The organism is Paraburkholderia sp. BL6665CI2N2 (genome assembly GCF_004366535.1).
Lineage (GTDB): Bacteria > Pseudomonadota > Gammaproteobacteria > Burkholderiales > Burkholderiaceae > Paraburkholderia.
Window position 1 is genome coordinate 5394870 of sequence record NZ_SORC01000001.1, and the last position, 16737, is coordinate 5411606.

The window sequence follows — 16737 nt, forward strand, 5'->3', positions numbered from 1 at the left end:
GCGCCCGCCGCCTCGCGTGCGACGCTTGCCTCACAAGATCGGCAGCGCGGTCGTCTCCTTAAACTTTTCCAGCGAGAAGCTCGATTTCACGTCGATTACCGACGGATGGTGCAGCAACTGATCCTGCACGAAGCGTGAAAAGTGCGCCATGTCTTTCACCTGGACGCGCAGCAAATAATCCATGTCGCCGGTCATTGCGTGACATGCCACCACTTCAGGCCACGTCTGCACCGCCGCGCGAAACAGATCCGCATGAGTGGCGTCGCCGCGCGAACTGAGCGCCGGACCGCCGCGCTTTTCCAGTCGCACATTCACATAGGCGAGCAAATCGAGCCCAAGCTGCTGTGCATCGAGCAGCGCCACATAGCCGCGTATCACGCCGCTTTCTTCCAGCCGACGGATACGCCGAAGACACGGACTCGGCGAAAGATTGATGCGCTCGGCGATCTCCTGATTCGACAGCCGGCCATTCTCCTGAAGAATCGCCAGAATTCGCCTGTCGATGGCGTCTATCTCTGTATTGGCCATTTTCTGCCGTCCATTCGAACTGTTGAGCTAGAAACTAGCGCCAGCGTATCGACACGCGATTAAGTTCGCAAGTTTTCGCCGCAGACAGGCCTTTACACTTGCGTCATTCAGTCGCGCAATGGCTCATTCGGCTCGCGCTCATCAGGAGACAGACAATGCAAGTTTCAACCTGGGAAAATCCGCTCGGCACCGACGGCTTCGAGTTCATCGAATACACCGCGCCGGATCCGAAGGCGCTCGGCAAGCTCTTCGAGCAGATGGGCTTCACCGCCGTTGCGCGGCATCGCCATAAAGATGTGACGCTGTATCGCCAAGGGGAAATCAACTTCATCGTCAACGGCGAGCCGGATTCGTTCGCGCAACGCTTCACGCGCTTGCACGGCCCTTCGATCTGCGCGATTGCTTTCCGGGTTCAGGACGCCGCCAAGGCGTACAAGCAAGCAGTGGAAAAAGGCGCCTGGGGCTTCGACAACAAGACCGGCCCGATGGAATTGAACATCCCGGCGATCAAAGGCATTGGCGACTCGTTGATCTATTTCGTCGACCGTTGGCGCGGCAAGAACGGCGCAGAACCGAACAGCATCGGCAACATCGACATTTACGACGTCGACTTCGAACCCATTGCGGGCGCGAACCCGAATCCGGTCGGCCACGGCCTGACCTACATCGACCACCTGACACACAACGTGCATCGCGGCCGCATGCAGGAATGGGCGGAGTTCTACGAGCGTCTGTTCAACTTCCGCGAAGTGCGTTATTTCGACATCGAAGGCAAGGTGACGGGCGTGAGGTCGAAGGCGATGACCTCGCCGTGCGGCAAGATCCGCATCCCGATCAACGAAGAAGGTTCGGAAACCGCCGGCCAGATTCAGGAATATCTCGACGCGTACCACGGCGAAGGCATTCAGCACATTGCCCTCGGCAGCAACGACATTTACCGCACGGTGGACGGCTTGCGCGCATCGAACATCTCGCTGCTCGACACGATCGACACGTACTACGAGCTGGTCGATCGCCGCGTGCCGAATCATGGCGAGCCGCTCGACGAGTTGCGCAAGCGCAAGATCCTGATCGACGGCGCGCCCGAAGATCTGCTGCTGCAGATTTTCACCGAAAATCAGATCGGCCCGATCTTCTTCGAGATCATTCAGCGCAAGGGGAATCAGGGTTTCGGCGAGGGCAACTTCAAAGCACTGTTCGAATCGATCGAACTGGATCAGATTCGCCGTGGTGTGGTGCAGGACAAAGTCTGACAGCGTGCGCCGCTTTACCAGAGCGGATGCGTAATGCGTAGACCCAATTGAAAAGGGCGAAGATCTCACGATCTTCGCCCTTCTCGTTGGCGCCGTTGTCTCAAGCGAAAACCCTTATGGCTTGACGCAACAACGGCGGGTTACTCAACCGACACACCGCATGCGCGGCGTATCACGAATTCTTGTCTTCCCCGTCGGACTCGATGGATCGCGTGACGCGGTTCATGGCAATCCGTGCGGGCGCGACCTGCGCCGTACGGGTTACCGCGTTCGACAGCGCCCCTGCACTGCCCGAATTCGAGCGCACCGGTGCGCTCATGGCGAAAAATGCTGCCGAAACCATCAGGAAGGTCTGGATGTTTCTCGTGTTCATGCGTACTCCTTTTCTGACTGCCCTGTTGTCGTGAAGCTCCACCGAATGCGGAGCGTTGCGCGGACATTGCTCACAGGTGGGGGTTAGACAGGCATTTCGCGCACGGTTCCGCAGATTTGTAGTTTTTACAGCTTGTTACAGGCGGTCGCTAGAGCGGTGCGCGAGCGAACAGCGAGCCCGCGCGCCGACATTCGCGACAGAAGCGGAAGCCACGTTCTTCCTAGGCTGCGGCGGGTTTTCACCAGTGCTACCATCACTTAAAACACGTCAATATGACGGCCCCGGCCCTACGCATTCACAAGATGCCGCGGCCCAAAAAAGTTTTGGTGATCCCAAACTGGTTGGAGGAGTACACATAATGAACGCCCCGCTAGACGCAGGTCAGCGAGCCTCGCTCGAAGCCGCGCTATCTTCCGTCACGCTCGACGACAAATACACCCTCGAACGCGGCCGCGCGTACATGAGCGGCATCCAGGCGCTGGTGCGTCTGCCGATGCTGCAGCAGGAACGCGACCGGGCCGCCGGGCTCAACACCGCCGGCTTCATCTCCGGTTACCGTGGATCGCCGCTCGGCGGGCTCGACCAATCCCTGTGGAAGGCGAAACAGCATCTCGCCGCGCATCAGGTCGTGTTCCAGCCAGGCGTCAACGAAGACCTCGCAGCCACTGCCGTCTGGGGTTCACAGCAGGTCAATCTGTACCCCAGCGCCAAATACGACGGCGTGTTCTCGATGTGGTACGGCAAAGGCCCAGGCGTCGACCGTTCCGGCGACGTCTTCAAGCATGGCAACTCGGCCGGTTCGGCGCGCAACGGCGGCGTTCTCGTCCTTGCCGGCGACGACCACGCCGCAAAATCGTCCACGCTCGCGCACCAGTCCGAACACATTTTCAAGGCGTGCGGCCTGCCGGTTCTGTTCCCGTCGAACGTGCAGGAATATCTCGACTTCGGTCTGCACGGCTGGGCAATGAGCCGCTACTCCGGCCTGTGGGTCGCCATGAAATGCGTGACCGATGTGGTCGAGTCGTCGGCATCGGTCGACATCGATCCGCATCGCACCAAGATCATCCTGCCGGAAGACTTCGCGATGCCCGAGGGCGGCTTGAATATCCGCTGGCCGGATCCGCCGCTCGTGCAGGAAGCGCGTCTGCTCGATTACAAGTGGTACGCAGCGCTCGCCTACGTGCGGGCCAACAAACTCGACCGCGTCGAAATCGATTCGCCGCATGCGCGCTTCGGCATCATGACCGGCGGCAAGGCGTATCTCGACGTGCGTCAGGCGCTGACCGACCTCGGCCTCGACGACGAAACCTGTTCGCGCATCGGCATCCGTCTGTACAAGGTCGGCTGCGTGTGGCCGCTCGAAGCGCAAGGCGCGCAGGCGTTCGCGCGCGGCCTCGACGAAATTCTGGTGGTCGAAGAAAAGCGCCAGATTCTCGAATACGCGATCAAGGAAGAACTGTACAACTGGCCCGATGCGCAGCGTCCGCGCGTGTTCGGCAAGTTCGACGAGAAAGACGGTGCCGGCGGCGAATGGTCGGTGCCGATGGGCAACTGGCTGCTGCCGGCACACTACGAACTCTCGCCGGCAATCATCGCCAAGGCGATCGCCACGCGGCTCGACAAATTCGACCTGCCGTCGGACGTGCGCGCTCGCATCGCCACGCGTATCGCGGTGATCGAAGCCAAGGAAAAAGCGCTGGCGCGCCCGCGCGTCGAAGCCGAACGCAAGCCGTGGTTCTGCTCGGGCTGTCCGCACAACACGTCGACCAACGTGCCGGAAGGCTCGCGCGCGATGGCCGGCATCGGCTGTCATTACATGACGGTCTGGATGGACCGCAGCACCAGCACGTTCAGCCAGATGGGCGGCGAAGGCGTCGCGTGGATCGGGCAGGCGCCGTTCAGCAACGACAAGCACGTGTTCGCCAATCTGGGCGACGGCACCTACTTCCACTCCGGCCTGCTGGCGATTCGCGCGGCGATCGCGTCGAAGGCCAACATCACCTACAAGATTCTCTATAACGACGCGGTCGCCATGACCGGCGGCCAGCCGGTCGACGGCGTGCTCACCGTGCCGCAGATCACGCACCAACTCGCCGCCGAAGGCGCGACGAAAATCGTGATCGTCACCGACGAGCCGGAGAAGTACTCGGCGAACGTCGGCCTCGCGCCGGGCATCGACATTCATCATCGCGACAAGCTCGACGAAGTACAGCGCCAACTGCGCGAAGTGTCCGGCACGACGATCCTGATCTACGACCAGACTTGCGCGACGGAGAAACGCCGCCGCAGGAAACGCGGCACGTATCCGGACCCGGCACGCCGCGTCGTGATCAACGAGGCCGTGTGCGAGGGCTGCGGCGATTGCTCGGTGAAGTCGAATTGCCTGTCGGTCGAGCCGCTCGATACCGAGTACGGCACGAAGCGCCAGATCAATCAGTCCACCTGCAACAAGGACTTCTCGTGCGTGAACGGTTTCTGCCCGAGCTTCGTCTCAGTTGAAGGCGGTCAGTTGCGCAAGCCGAAGGCCGCTTCCGGTGTCGCGGGCGACGCGATGCCGCCGGTGCCGGAACCCGAATTGCCGTCCATGGAGCGGCCGTACGGCGTGCTGGTGACGGGCGTCGGCGGCACGGGTGTCGTGACGATCGGCGCGCTGCTCGGCATGGCCGCGCACCTGGAGAACAAGGGCGTTACCGTGCTCGACGTCACCGGGCTCGCGCAGAAAGGCGGCGCCGTGATGAGCCACGTGCAGATCGCGAAGAATCCGGCCGACATCCACGCAACCCGTATCGCCATGGGCGAAGCGAGTCTCGTGATCGGCTGCGATGCAATCGTCACAGCCAGCGACGAATGCGTGTCGCGTATGCAGGCCGGCCGCACGCGCGTCGTGTTGAACAGCGCGCATACGCCGACCGCCGAACTCATCAAGAACCCGAACTGGCGCTTCCCGGGCAGCAGCACGGAAGCCGACGTGCGCGCCGCCGCGGGCGACGACGGTGTCGATACGGTCGACGCGAATCACTTCGCGGTCGCGCTGCTCGGCGACGCGATCTATACGAACCCGTTCGTGCTCGGCTACGCATGGCAACGCGGCTGGGTGCCGCTCACGTATCAGTCGCTGATGCGCGCTATCGAGTTGAACAACGTGCAGGTCGAGAAGAACCGCGCGGCGTTCGAATGGGGCCGCCGTGCCGCGCACGATCTGGCCGGCGTGCGCAAGCTCGCGCAATCGCAAGGACGTGGTGCGGCAGCGGAAACGACGAGCAGCAAGATCATCTCGCTGCACACGCCGAAGGCGCTCGACACGCTGATCGACAAGCGCGCCGAGTATCTGACTGCGTGGCAGAACAGCGCGTATGCCGACCGTTATCGCGCGCTGGTGTCGCAAGTGCGTGCAGCGGAGTCGGCGCTCGATTCGATCGACGGCCAATTGCCGTTGACCGAAGCAGTCGCGAAGAACCTGCACAAGCTGATGGCCTACAAGGACGAGTACGAAGTCGCGCGCTTGTACAGCGACCCGGCGTTCATCGAAAAGTTGAAGGCGAATTTTGAAGGCGACTGGAAGCTGCACATTCACCTCGCGCCGCCGACGTTCTCGAAGAAAGATGCCAAGGGTCATCTGGTGAAGAAGAAGTACGGCCCGTGGGTTTTCAGCGCGATGCACGTGCTGGCCCGCTTCAAGTTCCTGCGCGGCACCGCGCTCGATGTGTTCGGCAAGACGGAAGAGCGTCGTACCGAACGTGCGCTGATCGGCGAGTATGAGACGCTGGTGCGGGAACTGATCGCCGGCCTGACTACGCAGAATCGCGAGTTGGCCATCGAACTGGCGAATCTGCCGGACGGCATCCGCGGCTATGGTCACGTGAAGGAAAACAACCTGAAGGGCGTGCGCGTCAAATGGAACGAGTTGCTCGCGCGGTGGCGTTCGCCTGAGGCCGGCACGACGCAACACGCGGCGTGATCAGAATGGCTTGACCGGCTCGCTGGTCTGAAAACAGAAAGGCGGCTGTCCTCGCGGACAGTCGCTTTTTTTATGTGCTGTGCTGTGAAACGCGACGCGTAACGCTGGTGCAACGACAGCGCCAATAAAAAAGCCACGGACGCGACATCCGTGGCTTTCTCGCAGATTCGTCGCGCACACCTCGACGAGAGGCGCCGCTCCGATTCTCAAAGCATCCGCATTACTTCGCGTTCACCGCCTTGCGTGCGTTGGCCGAAGCCACTGCCGTCATATTGATGATCCGGCGCACGGTCGCCGCCGGCGTCAGGATGTGCACCGGCTTTTCCGCGCCCAGCAGGAACGGACCGACCGTCACGCCTTCGCCGCCGATCATCTTCAGCAGGTTGTACGTGATGTTCGCCGCTTCCACATTCGGCATGATCAACAGGTTGGCTTCGCCGGTCAGCGTCGTGCCCGGGAACGCTGCCTTGCGCACCGCTTCCGACAGTGCCGCATCGCCATGCATCTCACCGTCGATCTCGAGCGAGGGCGCGCGTTCGGTAATCAGCTTGCGAGCCGCCGCCATGCGTTGCGACGACGACGACGGTGCGCTGCCGAAGTTCGAGTTCGACAGCAGCGCCACCTTCGGCGTGATACCGAACTTCTCCATCTCACCCGCGGCCAGCATCGTCATATCGGCGAGTTGCTCGGCGGTCGGCGTTTCGTTCACGTACGTATCGCAGATGAACAGATTGCGGCCCGGCAGCATTAGCAGGTTCATCGCGGCGAAGTTCTGCACGTTGTCCGCCTTGCCCAGCACCTGCTCGATGAACTTTAGATGCGCGTGGTATTGGCCGATCATGCCGCAGATCATGCCGTCCGCTTCGCCAAGGCGCACGAGGATCGCGCCGATCAGCGTGTTGAACTTGCGCATCGCGGCCTTCGCTACGTCCGGCGTCACACCTTCGCGCGCGCCAAGTTCGTGATAAGCCTGCCAGGATTTCTGATAGCGCGGATCGTCTTCCGGATCGACGATTTCGAAGTCATCGCCGCACTTGAGCTTCGAGCCCATCTTCTTCAGACGCATCTCGATCACCGACGGACGGCCGACCAGAATCGGCTTGGCGATCTTTTCCAGCAGCACGAATTGCGCGGCGCGCAGCACGCGCTCGTCTTCACCTTCGGCGAACACGATACGCGCCGGTTCCGACTTGGCGGCCGCGAACACCGGGCGCATCACCATGCCCGTGCGATACACCGTCGTGCCGAGTTCTTCGCGATACGCGTCCATGTCCTTGATCGGACGGGTCGCGACGCCCGAATCCATCGCCGCTTGCGCGACAGCCGGAGCGATCTTGATGATCAGGCGCGGATCGAACGGCTTCGGAATCAGGTACTCCGGGCCGAATTCCAGCGAGTGGCCTTCGTATGCCTTCGCGACTTCATCGCCCTGATCGGTTTCTTCGGCCAGTTCGGCAATCGCGCGCACGCAGGCGAGCTTCATTTCTTCCGTGATCGTGGTCGCGCCGACATCCAGCGCGCCGCGGAAGATGAACGGGAAGCACAACACGTTGTTGACCTGGTTCGGATAGTCCGAACGGCCGGTCGCGATGATGCAGTCCGGGCGAACCTTCTTGGCGTCTTCCGGGCGGATTTCCGGCTCCGGATTGGCCAGCGCGAGAATGAGCGGTTGCGTGCCCATTTCCGCGACCATCTCCGGCTTCAGCACACCGGCGCTCGAGCAGCCGAGGAACACATCGGCGCCGCGGATCGCGTCAGCCAGCGTACGTGCCTCGGTGTTCGCCGCGTAGCGTTCCTTCGAAGGATCGAGGTTGCCGCGGCCTTCGTAGATCACGCCCTTGGAGTCGGTGACGAGAACATTCTTCTTCGACAGGCCCAGGTTCACCAGCAGGTCCAGACACGCAATCGCGGCCGCACCCGCCCCCGAACACACCAGCTTCACTTCGTCGAGCTTCTTGCCCACCACTTTCAGGCCGTTCAGGATCGCCGCCGAAGCGATGATCGCGGTGCCGTGCTGATCGTCGTGGAAGACCGGAATCTTCATACGCTCGCGCAGCTTCTTCTCGATGTAAAAGCACTCGGGCGCCTTGATGTCTTCGAGGTTGATGCCGCCGAGCGTGGGCTCCAGCATCGCGATGGCTTCGACCAGCTTGTCCGGATCGGACTCGGCGAGTTCGATGTCGAACACGTCGATGCCCGCGAACTTCTTGAAGAGACAGCCCTTGCCTTCCATCACCGGCTTCGCGGCGAGCGGGCCGATGTTGCCGAGACCGAGCACGGCGGTGCCATTCGTGATCACGCCGACCAGGTTGCCGCGCGAGGTGTACTTCTGCGCGTCGAGCGGCTCGTCGTAGATCGCCATGCAGGCCGCGGCGACGCCCGGCGAGTAAGCGAGCGACAGGTCGAGCTGGTTCGACAACGGCTTGGTGGGGGTGACCGAAATTTTGCCGGGTTTCGGATTCTGGTGGTATGCGAGAGCGCTTTGCTTAAGTTGTTCGTCCATTTTTTGGCCTGCGAGACGTAAGTAATTGGGCCCGGCACACCGCACCGTCAGCGTCGCGTGCATCTATCGAATGGATAATCGATTGAGGCGGTTTTCGCTTGCGCCGGTTGGGCGCCGCGTCGAACCTCGCCGGAGGACAGGACGATGCGGAGTGCTTCGCGGGTCGGTTAGTGTACACCCCGAACGAGACGATGCACTGACCGGTTAACCATGCTCACCATCGGCGAAACAGCGCGTGCGCATTGCTGCGGCGCCGCATTCGGCGGCTTCGTTGCGGCTTGTCATTCGCAGGTCATGGACAGGCCGTTCGCATTCACTCGAGTTCGGCGCCGCGTCGTTCGGGAATCAGGAAGAGTGTCGCGAAGATGTCGAGCAGGTAAATCGAAGCGAGCAAAGCGAGCGCCGCGCCGAACGAATAGCGCGCGGCCAAGGCGCCCACCACCACCGGTCCGAAACCGCCCACCGCGCGGCCGGCATTGAACAGCACGTTCTGCGCAGTGGCGCGCGCATCGGTCGGATAAAGCTCGGAGATCAGCGCACCGTAACCACCGATCATGCCGTTGACGAACACGCCCATCGCCGCCCCGCCTATCAGTAACGCCATCGGCGTGCTCAGGTGAGCGTAGACGAACACCATCACCATCGCGCCCGCCTGATAGAACAGAAATGTCGGCTTGCGGCCGAAGCGGTCGGCGGCGATGCCGAACAGCCAGATGCCGCACGCCATGCCGAGAATCGTCGCGGCGGTCCACAGTCCGGATTTGGTCAGCGAATAGCCGAAGGTTTTGGACAGATAGCTCGGCAGCCAGATCATCAGACCGTAGTAGCCAAAGTTCTGGACCGAACAGAGAATTGCCACGCCAATGCTCGCGCGCGCGGTGCGGCGGTCCGCCACCAGCAACTTCAACGGCAGCTTGCGCATGCCGCGCGCCACGCGCTCGGTAAAGAGCGCCGGTTCTTCGACGCGCCGCCGCACGAAGAACGACACCACCGCCGGCAACAGGCCGAGCGCGAACATGCCGCGCCAGCCGATCACCGGCAACAGCATCGGCGTGAGCAATGCCGCCGCCAACACGCCTAGTTGCCACCCCAAGCCGACATACGACGACACGCGCGCCCGCTGCGACGCCGGCCACGCTTCGGCCACCAGCGTCATACCGATGCCGAACTCGCCGCCGAGCCCGATTCCGGCAATGGTCCGGTAGGCCAGCAGATCGGCATAGCCTTGCGCCACCGCGCACAAGCCGGTGAACACAGCGAAGATCAGAATCGTCCAAGTCAGCATGCGCACACGGCCGAAATAGTCGCTCAGCACGCCGAAGATCAACCCGCCCGCCACCGCGCCGATCAGCGTCCAGGTGACGAGCGAGCCGGCCTGCGCCGAGCTCAGATGCAGATCGGCGGCAATCACCGGCAGCATGAAGCCGAGGATCAGCAGATCGAAGCCGTCCATCGCGTAGCCGAGCACCGAGGCGATCAACGCCCGGCCGGCATAGCCATTTCTCACGGATGCGCGGGGTTCGGTGGCGGAGGAAGCGAGGTTCATTGAAAGCATTCCGTAGGTCGAATGGGCGGCAACGGCGGCAAGCGCCCAAGAAATTCGCGTGAGTGTAAAGGCGCCTCCTACGGCCCACAAGCGAACCAAAAAGCGCTCGTCGAGGCGAGCGCCCAACGCGGCCCTTCGGTCCTCGGCAAGCTCGCTGGAGGCGTCCGTTATGACCGTCATTCGCCGCCGCCACGCGCGAGAGGCTCCTCGGAAGGGCCCGTTTCGGGTAAAATGTCGGCCTACGCGCGCAGCAAAAACCGGCCTGTACTCCACTGACCGGCCGCGTATTCCGCCCAGCATGGCGCGGAATACCACGCTTGCTGCGCCACCGGGCCCCGCGCCCGCTTCTCCCCGCTCACACCCAAGGATCCGCCCATGACAGGCTTCGATCGCCAGACGATCTCCGACACGACCGCCAAAATGCTGCTCGAAGTGCAAGCCGTGCACTTCAACGCGGAGAAACCGTACATTTTCACGTCCGGCTGGGCGAGCCCGGTTTATATCGACTGCCGCAAGCTGATCTCGTATCCGCGCGTGCGCCGCGGCCTGATGGAAATGGCCGAGACCACGATCCTGCGCGACGTCGGCTATGAGCAGATCGACGCGGTCGCCGGCGGCGAAACCGCCGGCATCCCGTTCGCGGCATGGCTGTCCGATCGCCTGATGGTGCCCATGCAATACGTGCGCAAGAAGCCGAAGGGTTTCGGCCGTAACGCGCAGATCGAAGGCCTCCTGACCGAAGGTCAACGCGTGCTGCTGGTCGAAGACCTGACCACGGACAGCCGCAGCAAGATCAACTTCATCAACGCGCTGCGCACCGCCGGCGCCACGGTGAACCACTGCTTCGTGCTGTTCCACTACAACATCTTCAAGGAAAGCGTGTCGGTGCTGAAAGACATCGACGTCGATCTGCACGCGCTTGCCACGTGGTGGGACGTGTTGCGCGTCGCGAAGGAAAACAAGTACTTCGACACCAAGACGCTCGACGAAGTGGAAAAATTCCTGCACGCACCGGCTGAGTGGTCGGCGGCGCACGGCGGCGCAACCTCGACGCCGCAGTAAGCTTCGCCGCCTCGCGCGGTTCGAATAAAAAGGGCGCCTGTCTTATCGACAGGCGCCCTTTTCTATTTTTGCCTTAGGTGTCGCGTGCGACCTTAAAACGCTCCGCTGTTGTCTTCGGTTGAATGCGACGACAGGTTCAGCAAGCCATTGCTCTGCGCGTACTGGAACAGTTCGGAATCCCGTTCGATGCCGAGCTTGCGCATGGCGGTGTTCTTCTGCGTGCTGATGGTCTTGATGCTGCGGTTAAGGTGCTCCGAGATCTCCTTGATCGTCATGCCCGACACGAACAGGCGCACCACTTCCAACTCGCGTTTCGACAACATCACTTCGTCGTTCTTGCCACCCGCATTCATGCGCAATGTATCGAGCGAGGCTTTCACCGACGGGCTCATATATTCCAGGTTGCGGCTGACGTGCTGCACCGCGAGCCCGATGTGGCTGAGATCGTCCGACTTGTTGACGACGGATGTGACGCCGAGTTCGCTCAGCCGCTTGAGCAACGCAGCGTTCTCGAGCATCGTCAGGACGACGATGGGAAGCTTGGGAAAATTGCGGCGCAGATAGCCGATCAGCGGCAAACCGTCGCCGTATTGACCGCCAGGCATTGCCAGATCCGTGACGAGCACGTCACAGGCAATGGTCTGCAGCACCTTGATCAACTCGGTTGACTGCCGCGCACGCGCGACGACCTGTAGACCGGGAAACTTGAGCAAAGCCTGTTCGGCGCCGAACAAAATAACCGGATGGTCGTCAGCGACCACAACCCTGACTGGATCTTGCATTGCCCTCCCCTCGACAGATGTACCACTCTGCAAAACTTCCGACATGTCTTATGTATTCTAGATGCTGAAACGGGTAAGGGCGCGGGCTGCCTCCGCGCGGAAAATTCCTCCGACTATAGCCGATTCTGGTCTGCAAATCCCACCAGGCGGCAACAATGATGCGTCGTAGAGCTAATGTTAGACTTGGATCGACCTTGAGGCACAAAATAGGGACAATAACCATCGCGAGGATAACCGCCTCGCGCCCTCACAGGAGAACCGGCACATGCGCTCGCGTTGCCTGGTTGTTTCGATTGCTTCGCCGTTCCGCCGTCTGCCGTCGTTCCCCTGCGCCATGCTGGGCCTCGCGCTTCTGGCCGCGCATGGGCCTCATGCTCTTGCCGAAGGCGCGTTTGCGCTGACCAGCGCGAGCTTCCGCGCGGGCGGCACCGTGGCGGACGCTCAAGTTTTCAATCAGGACGACTGCAAAGGCGGCAACCGCTCACCGCAGCTTTCGTGGCACGACGCGCCGCCCGGCACGCGCGGCTTCGCGGTCACCATGTTCGATCAGGATGCGCCGGGCCGCGGCTGGTGGCACTGGTCGGTAGCGGGCATTCCCGCCACGGTCAGCAGCTTGCCGGAAAACGCCAGTTCGTCCGGCTTCCTCAGCAAACTCGGCGCGGTCGAAGCACGCAACGACTTCGAGACCGACGGCTATGGCGGTCCCTGTCCGCCGCCGGGCAAGCCGCATCGCTACATCATCACCGTTTATGCGCTCAGCACCGTCGACCTGCGCCTTGCCCAAGGCCGTCCCGCGCTGATGTTCGATCATGAGATCGGCACCGCCACGCTCGGCTTTGCGCGGATGGTGGTCAATTACGGGCGCTGATCGCGCGCATTGCGGCACAGCCGGTCGCATGGAAACCGCGTCGCCGCGGCCGGCGTACGGCTTGCGTCGTATTGCCGCCCGCGCGGGAATTCTGTCATCGGCGCACGCTAAGGTGCGGCCTGGCAGGGTGCCGCATGCTCACCGCCGCGGGTGCGCACCACTGCCGTGCTCGACCCATCCTCTTTCACTTTGCTGGAGCGTCTCATGTCGAAGATCGTCATCGTTTATCACAGCGGCTACGGCCACACGAAGAAAGCCGCCGAGTCCGTGCTGGCTGGCGCCCTCGAAGCCGGCGCGGACGCGAAACTGTTGCCGGTCGGCGAGATCGACGATGCAGCGTGGGCCGAACTGGCCGCGGCCGACGCCATCATCTTCGGTGCGCCGACCTACATGGGCGGCCCTTCCGCCGACTTCAAGAAATTCGCCGATGCAAGCTCGAAGCCGTGGCTCGAGCAGGCGTGGAAGGACAAGATCGCGGCCGGCTTCACCAACTCCGCGACCATGAACGGCGACAAATTCTCGACGATCCAGTACTTCGTCACGCTAGCCATGCAGCACGGCATGATCTGGGCAGGCACTGGCATGATGCCGTCCAACACCAAGGCGGCGACGCGCGACGACCTGAACTATGTGGGCGGCTCGACCGGCCTGCTCACCCAGTCACCGGCCGACGCTTCGCCAGAAGAAGCGCCGCCAGCCGGCGATCTAGAAACAGCGCGGATGTTCGGCGCGCGCGTGGCCGCCGTCACGGCGCGCTGGATCGCCGCGGCCCACTGAGGCGCGGACTGCCGCGATCCGGCCGGCATCGGCTGGCATCTACCGCACAACAGGTCACGCCGATGTCATGTTCGGCGTGCATCGTCGTTTTTTTCACCCCTTTTGCGCGTCCGGCGCCATCACGTCATAAAATGACGTTCCGGCGCGGTGTCGCGCCCCGTTTCCAGCAAGCCAGTGAGAGCGAGATGAGCACGAAAGTTTTTGTCGACGGACAGGAAGGCACGACCGGACTGAAGATTTTTGAATACCTGTCGCAACGCGCCGACGTAGAGATCCTGCGTATCGAAGAAGCGAAGCGCAAGGACCTCGAAGAGCGCCGTCGTCTCATCAACGCGTCGGACGTCACGTTCCTGTGCCTGCCGGATGTCGCCTCGCGCGAATCCGCTTCGCTGGTCGAGAACGATCGCACGGTGCTGATCGATGCCAGCACCGCGTTCCGCACGTCCGCCGACTGGGCTTACGGCCTGCCCGAACTGGCTCGCTCGCAACGCGAGCGTCTGCGCACGGCGAAACGCATTGCGGTGCCGGGCTGCCATGCTTCGGCCTTCGTGCTCGCCATGCGTCCGTTGGTCGAGGCCGGCGTGGTGGCGCCCGAGTTCGCTGCGCACGCTTACTCGATCACCGGCTACAGCGGCGGCGGCAAGAAAATGATTGCCGACTACGAAGCCGGCGGCAACGACAAGCTCAAGAGCCCGCGTCCGTACGCGCTCGGTCTCACGCACAAGCATCTGCCGGAAATGGCCGCGCATACCGGCCTGAAGTCGGCGCCGATCTTTACGCCGATCGTCGGCGATTTCTATAAGGGTCTCGCGGTCACCACCTTCTTCTCGCCGAACCAGTTGGCGAAGAAAGCCACGCCGCAGGACGTGCAGGCGCTGTTCGCCGAGTACTATGCGGGCGAGGCGTTCGTGCATGTCGCACCGTTCGACGCGGAAGCGAACCTCGACAGCGGCTTCTTCGACGTACAGGCGAACAACGACACAAACCGGGTCGACCTGTTTGTATTCGGCAATGAAGAACACTTCGTGACCGTCGCACGTCTGGACAATCTGGGCAAGGGCGCGTCGGGCGCGGCGATCCAGTGCATGAACCTCGCGATCGGCGCCGCTGAGGAAAGCGGCTTGAAACGCTAATCAGTTTGCAATCGCGGACGGTAATTCGCCGTCAATCAATTGAAAGGCCGGTCTGCAAAAGACCGGCCTTTTTGTTTTAAATACGCACCATTCAAATTCCCTTTCCGTGATTTATCAGTAGTAGCCCGTATTTCTTAAAAAATAAAAATCGGACTATCCAACAAACCGCCGGTAATTCATTCCGGATATCGACGCAGGGCGCATAGTTTTCCGCCTAGGGAAACTCCGGATTTTTTCGCGAACGGTCGTTCGCAGATGATAGAGCCATTTTGCCCGAAGCCTTACCTGGAAAGGGAGTGCGACGAAACAACGTTGCCGTCATTCAGGCCAAAAATCCTTTTTCGTTTAAAAGACCCGCAGACGTCCACGCGGTGCGCGTGCGCCAAAAATTGCGCTGTTTGAATCGGTCTTTTTAGACGGCTCATTCAATTGACAGCCATTATCCGCGCAGCGAAATTAGTTCGCACAATTACATGAAAGGAGACAGCTGCATGTCGCATGCCATTACTCGAGGCCTCGCGTTGGCCATTGCCACGGCCCCATTCCTGATCGCTTGCGGCGGCGGCAAGGCCGACAATCCAGGTCCGATCAACGCACCGCAATGTTCGGGCGCGAGTTGCGGCGTGCAAGGTCCGCCCGCCTCGGGCGCCGGCGCGGCGGCGTTGTGCCCGGCAACCGCCGACATCGTCAAGAGCACCTTTCTGGGTGGCGCGGGCAGCGGCGAAGTGGTGCAGCTGAACATCGATGCGACGGCGATGACGTACACGCTGAAGTGGCTCAAGTCGCCGATCCCGCTAACCAGCGCCGATGTCACGATCACGCGCGAAGGCACTCAGATCACCGGCGCGGTAATTCATCCGCCAACGGGCATGCTGCCGACCGCGGAGCAAACGCGTTGCGCATTCATTCTCGGCAAAGGCACCGGCACCGCGCCTGCCAACGGCACGACCTACACCACGCCCGACTTCGTCAACAACCCCAACCCGCCAATGATCCTGGTGGGCCAGGGCGTGGCCGGCGGCGGCATTCCAGGCGCGACCGTCGAGTACGACGGACTGACCATCATTCCTGGCATTATCGATCACGTCGGCGCAGTCCCGAACCGGCACTTCGATTTCTATCCGTTCCTCGGCTTCGCCAGCACGACGAACGACGTCACCAAGCTGGCCGGCACCTACAACGGTCTGCTGTATCACCTGGTGCCGTCGGGCTCGTACGCGGCGACGGCCACCAACACGGTCGAGACCTTCGACGCGGCCGGCAACTGCACGGGATCCAATCCGGCGAACGCAGCCTTTACGCCGAGTTCGAGCGGCTGCCTGACGACCGGCACGGCGTGGACCGCCAATAGCAGCGGCTACTTCGACAGCCAGAATGCGCCGCAGATCGGCACGCAGCTCAAGCTGCCGCCGCTGAATCAGCCGAGCGGCGTGTCCGCGTCGGCGCACATGATTCTCGGCCAGGTGAACGGCGCCACGGTGCCGCTCGTGATCCGCACCGGCTCCGTGAATCTCGGCACCGCCCCGCTGCACCTTGACGCCAAGGTCGACGATGAATCCGGCATCGCGATGCTCGCCGCCGCCACGCCGCTTGCCTCCGGTGGCTTCGACGGCGGCTACGTCGGTGCGGACTCCAACTTCAAATACACCGCGGCGTTGATCCAGGGCGGCGTCGGCACCTTCATCAATCCGTCGACTTCCGCTGGGGAAGACGGCTTCGGCCTCGGCTACGGTTTGCCGAGTCCGGGACTGGTCGGTGTCCAGCAGGCCAACGGTCAAAAAGGCCTCGCAATCTCGTCCGGCGGCCTGTATGCGATCGAGATCCAGGGGACCGTCAATGGCGGCGTAGCGCCGACGTCGCAACTCAGCAGCACGGCGTCGAGCGCGCCTTACTTCGGCATCGGAGCGCAAATCAGCAAGTAAATCACGTGAGTGAGCCGCGCAAGTAAGCCACA

Annotated in this window: 12 protein-coding genes; 7 read left to right on the plus strand and 5 right to left on the minus strand. The window is 62.1% G+C overall.

Features of this window, described 5'->3' with window-relative positions:
* Positions 1-30: 30 nt before the first annotated feature.
* Positions 31-528: an Lrp/AsnC family transcriptional regulator gene (locus B0G81_RS24255; RefSeq protein WP_116118452.1), complete on the minus strand. Its 498-nt coding sequence runs from the start codon at positions 526-528 to the stop codon at positions 31-33.
* Positions 529-683: 155 nt separating this feature from the next.
* Between B0G81_RS24255 and hppD the strand changes: the two genes are divergently transcribed.
* A complete protein-coding gene (gene hppD, locus B0G81_RS24260; RefSeq protein ID WP_134138537.1) occupies positions 684-1781 on the plus strand; it encodes a 4-hydroxyphenylpyruvate dioxygenase in 1098 nt (365 codons plus the stop codon).
* Between the two features lie 172 nt (positions 1782-1953).
* Here the strand turns inward: hppD and B0G81_RS24265 are convergent, their stop codons facing one another.
* Positions 1954-2154 carry a hypothetical protein gene (locus tag B0G81_RS24265; protein WP_134138538.1) on the minus strand — a complete coding sequence of 67 codons (201 nt, stop codon included), beginning with the start codon at positions 2152-2154 and terminating at the stop codon, positions 1954-1956.
* 358 nt (positions 2155-2512) lie between these two features.
* Between B0G81_RS24265 and B0G81_RS24270 the strand changes: the two genes are divergently transcribed.
* On the plus strand, positions 2513-6112 hold the full coding sequence (locus B0G81_RS24270) for an indolepyruvate ferredoxin oxidoreductase family protein (protein WP_134138539.1): 3600 nt from the start codon (positions 2513-2515) through the stop codon (positions 6110-6112).
* A gap of 220 nt (positions 6113-6332) precedes the next feature.
* Here B0G81_RS24270 and B0G81_RS24275 read toward each other — a convergent pair whose 3' ends face one another.
* Positions 6333-8615: an NADP-dependent malic enzyme gene (locus B0G81_RS24275; protein WP_106286048.1), complete on the minus strand. Its 2283-nt coding sequence runs from the start codon at positions 8613-8615 to the stop codon at positions 6333-6335.
* A 313-nt stretch (positions 8616-8928) separates the two neighbouring features.
* Positions 8929-10161, minus strand: a complete 1233-nt coding sequence (locus tag B0G81_RS24280) for an MFS transporter (RefSeq protein ID WP_134138540.1) — start codon at positions 10159-10161, stop codon at positions 8929-8931.
* A gap of 375 nt (positions 10162-10536) precedes the next feature.
* Between B0G81_RS24280 and B0G81_RS24285 the strand changes: the two genes are divergently transcribed.
* Positions 10537-11223: an orotate phosphoribosyltransferase gene (locus tag B0G81_RS24285; protein WP_007179868.1), complete on the plus strand. Its 687-nt coding sequence runs from the start codon at positions 10537-10539 to the stop codon at positions 11221-11223.
* Between the two features lie 92 nt (positions 11224-11315).
* On the opposite strand, the gene B0G81_RS24290 is transcribed toward B0G81_RS24285, so the two are convergent.
* Positions 11316-12005, minus strand: coding sequence for a response regulator (locus B0G81_RS24290; RefSeq protein WP_134138541.1), 690 nt, complete (start codon positions 12003-12005; stop codon positions 11316-11318).
* Between the two features lie 265 nt (positions 12006-12270).
* On the opposite strand from B0G81_RS24290, the gene B0G81_RS24295 reads away from it, so the two are divergent.
* The 4 genes from B0G81_RS24295 (at position 12271) to B0G81_RS24310 (ending at position 16705) form a co-directional block, all read left to right on the plus strand.
* Entirely contained in the window at positions 12271-12873 is a 603-nt protein-coding gene (locus B0G81_RS24295) for a YbhB/YbcL family Raf kinase inhibitor-like protein (protein ID WP_116118456.1), read from the plus strand.
* Positions 12874-13077: 204 nt separating this feature from the next.
* Positions 13078-13650: a flavodoxin family protein gene (locus B0G81_RS24300; RefSeq protein ID WP_134138542.1), complete on the plus strand. Its 573-nt coding sequence runs from the start codon at positions 13078-13080 to the stop codon at positions 13648-13650.
* 185 nt (positions 13651-13835) lie between these two features.
* Positions 13836-14783 (plus strand): N-acetyl-gamma-glutamyl-phosphate reductase, encoded by a 948-nt coding sequence (argC, locus tag B0G81_RS24305; RefSeq protein ID WP_134138543.1) that lies wholly within the window; start codon positions 13836-13838, stop codon positions 14781-14783.
* Between the two features lie 491 nt (positions 14784-15274).
* Complete coding sequence (locus B0G81_RS24310) at positions 15275-16705, plus strand: DUF2957 domain-containing protein (protein WP_116143807.1); 1431 nt, start codon at positions 15275-15277, stop codon at positions 16703-16705.
* Positions 16706-16737 lie beyond the last annotated feature (32 nt).

Bases quoted from the DNA above. Each gene is read 5' to 3' on its own strand.
- B0G81_RS24255 (WP_116118452.1), bottom strand. From the start codon at position 528: ATGGCCAATACAGAGATAGACGCCATCGACAGGCGAATTCTGGCGATT.
- hppD (WP_134138537.1), top strand. From the start codon at position 684: ATGCAAGTTTCAACCTGGGAAAATCCGCTCGGCACCGACGGCTTCGAG.
- B0G81_RS24265 (WP_134138538.1), bottom strand. From the start codon at position 2,154: ATGAACACGAGAAACATCCAGACCTTCCTGATGGTTTCGGCAGCATTT.
- B0G81_RS24270 (WP_134138539.1), top strand. From the start codon at position 2,513: ATGAACGCCCCGCTAGACGCAGGTCAGCGAGCCTCGCTCGAAGCCGCG.
- B0G81_RS24275 (WP_106286048.1), bottom strand. From the start codon at position 8,615: ATGGACGAACAACTTAAGCAAAGCGCTCTCGCATACCACCAGAATCCG.
- B0G81_RS24280 (WP_134138540.1), bottom strand. From the start codon at position 10,161: ATGAACCTCGCTTCCTCCGCCACCGAACCCCGCGCATCCGTGAGAAAT.
- B0G81_RS24285 (WP_007179868.1), top strand. From the start codon at position 10,537: ATGACAGGCTTCGATCGCCAGACGATCTCCGACACGACCGCCAAAATG.
- B0G81_RS24290 (WP_134138541.1), bottom strand. From the start codon at position 12,005: ATGCAAGATCCAGTCAGGGTTGTGGTCGCTGACGACCATCCGGTTATT.
- B0G81_RS24295 (WP_116118456.1), top strand. From the start codon at position 12,271: ATGCGCTCGCGTTGCCTGGTTGTTTCGATTGCTTCGCCGTTCCGCCGT.
- B0G81_RS24300 (WP_134138542.1), top strand. From the start codon at position 13,078: ATGTCGAAGATCGTCATCGTTTATCACAGCGGCTACGGCCACACGAAG.
- argC (WP_134138543.1), top strand. From the start codon at position 13,836: ATGAGCACGAAAGTTTTTGTCGACGGACAGGAAGGCACGACCGGACTG.
- B0G81_RS24310 (WP_116143807.1), top strand. From the start codon at position 15,275: ATGTCGCATGCCATTACTCGAGGCCTCGCGTTGGCCATTGCCACGGCC.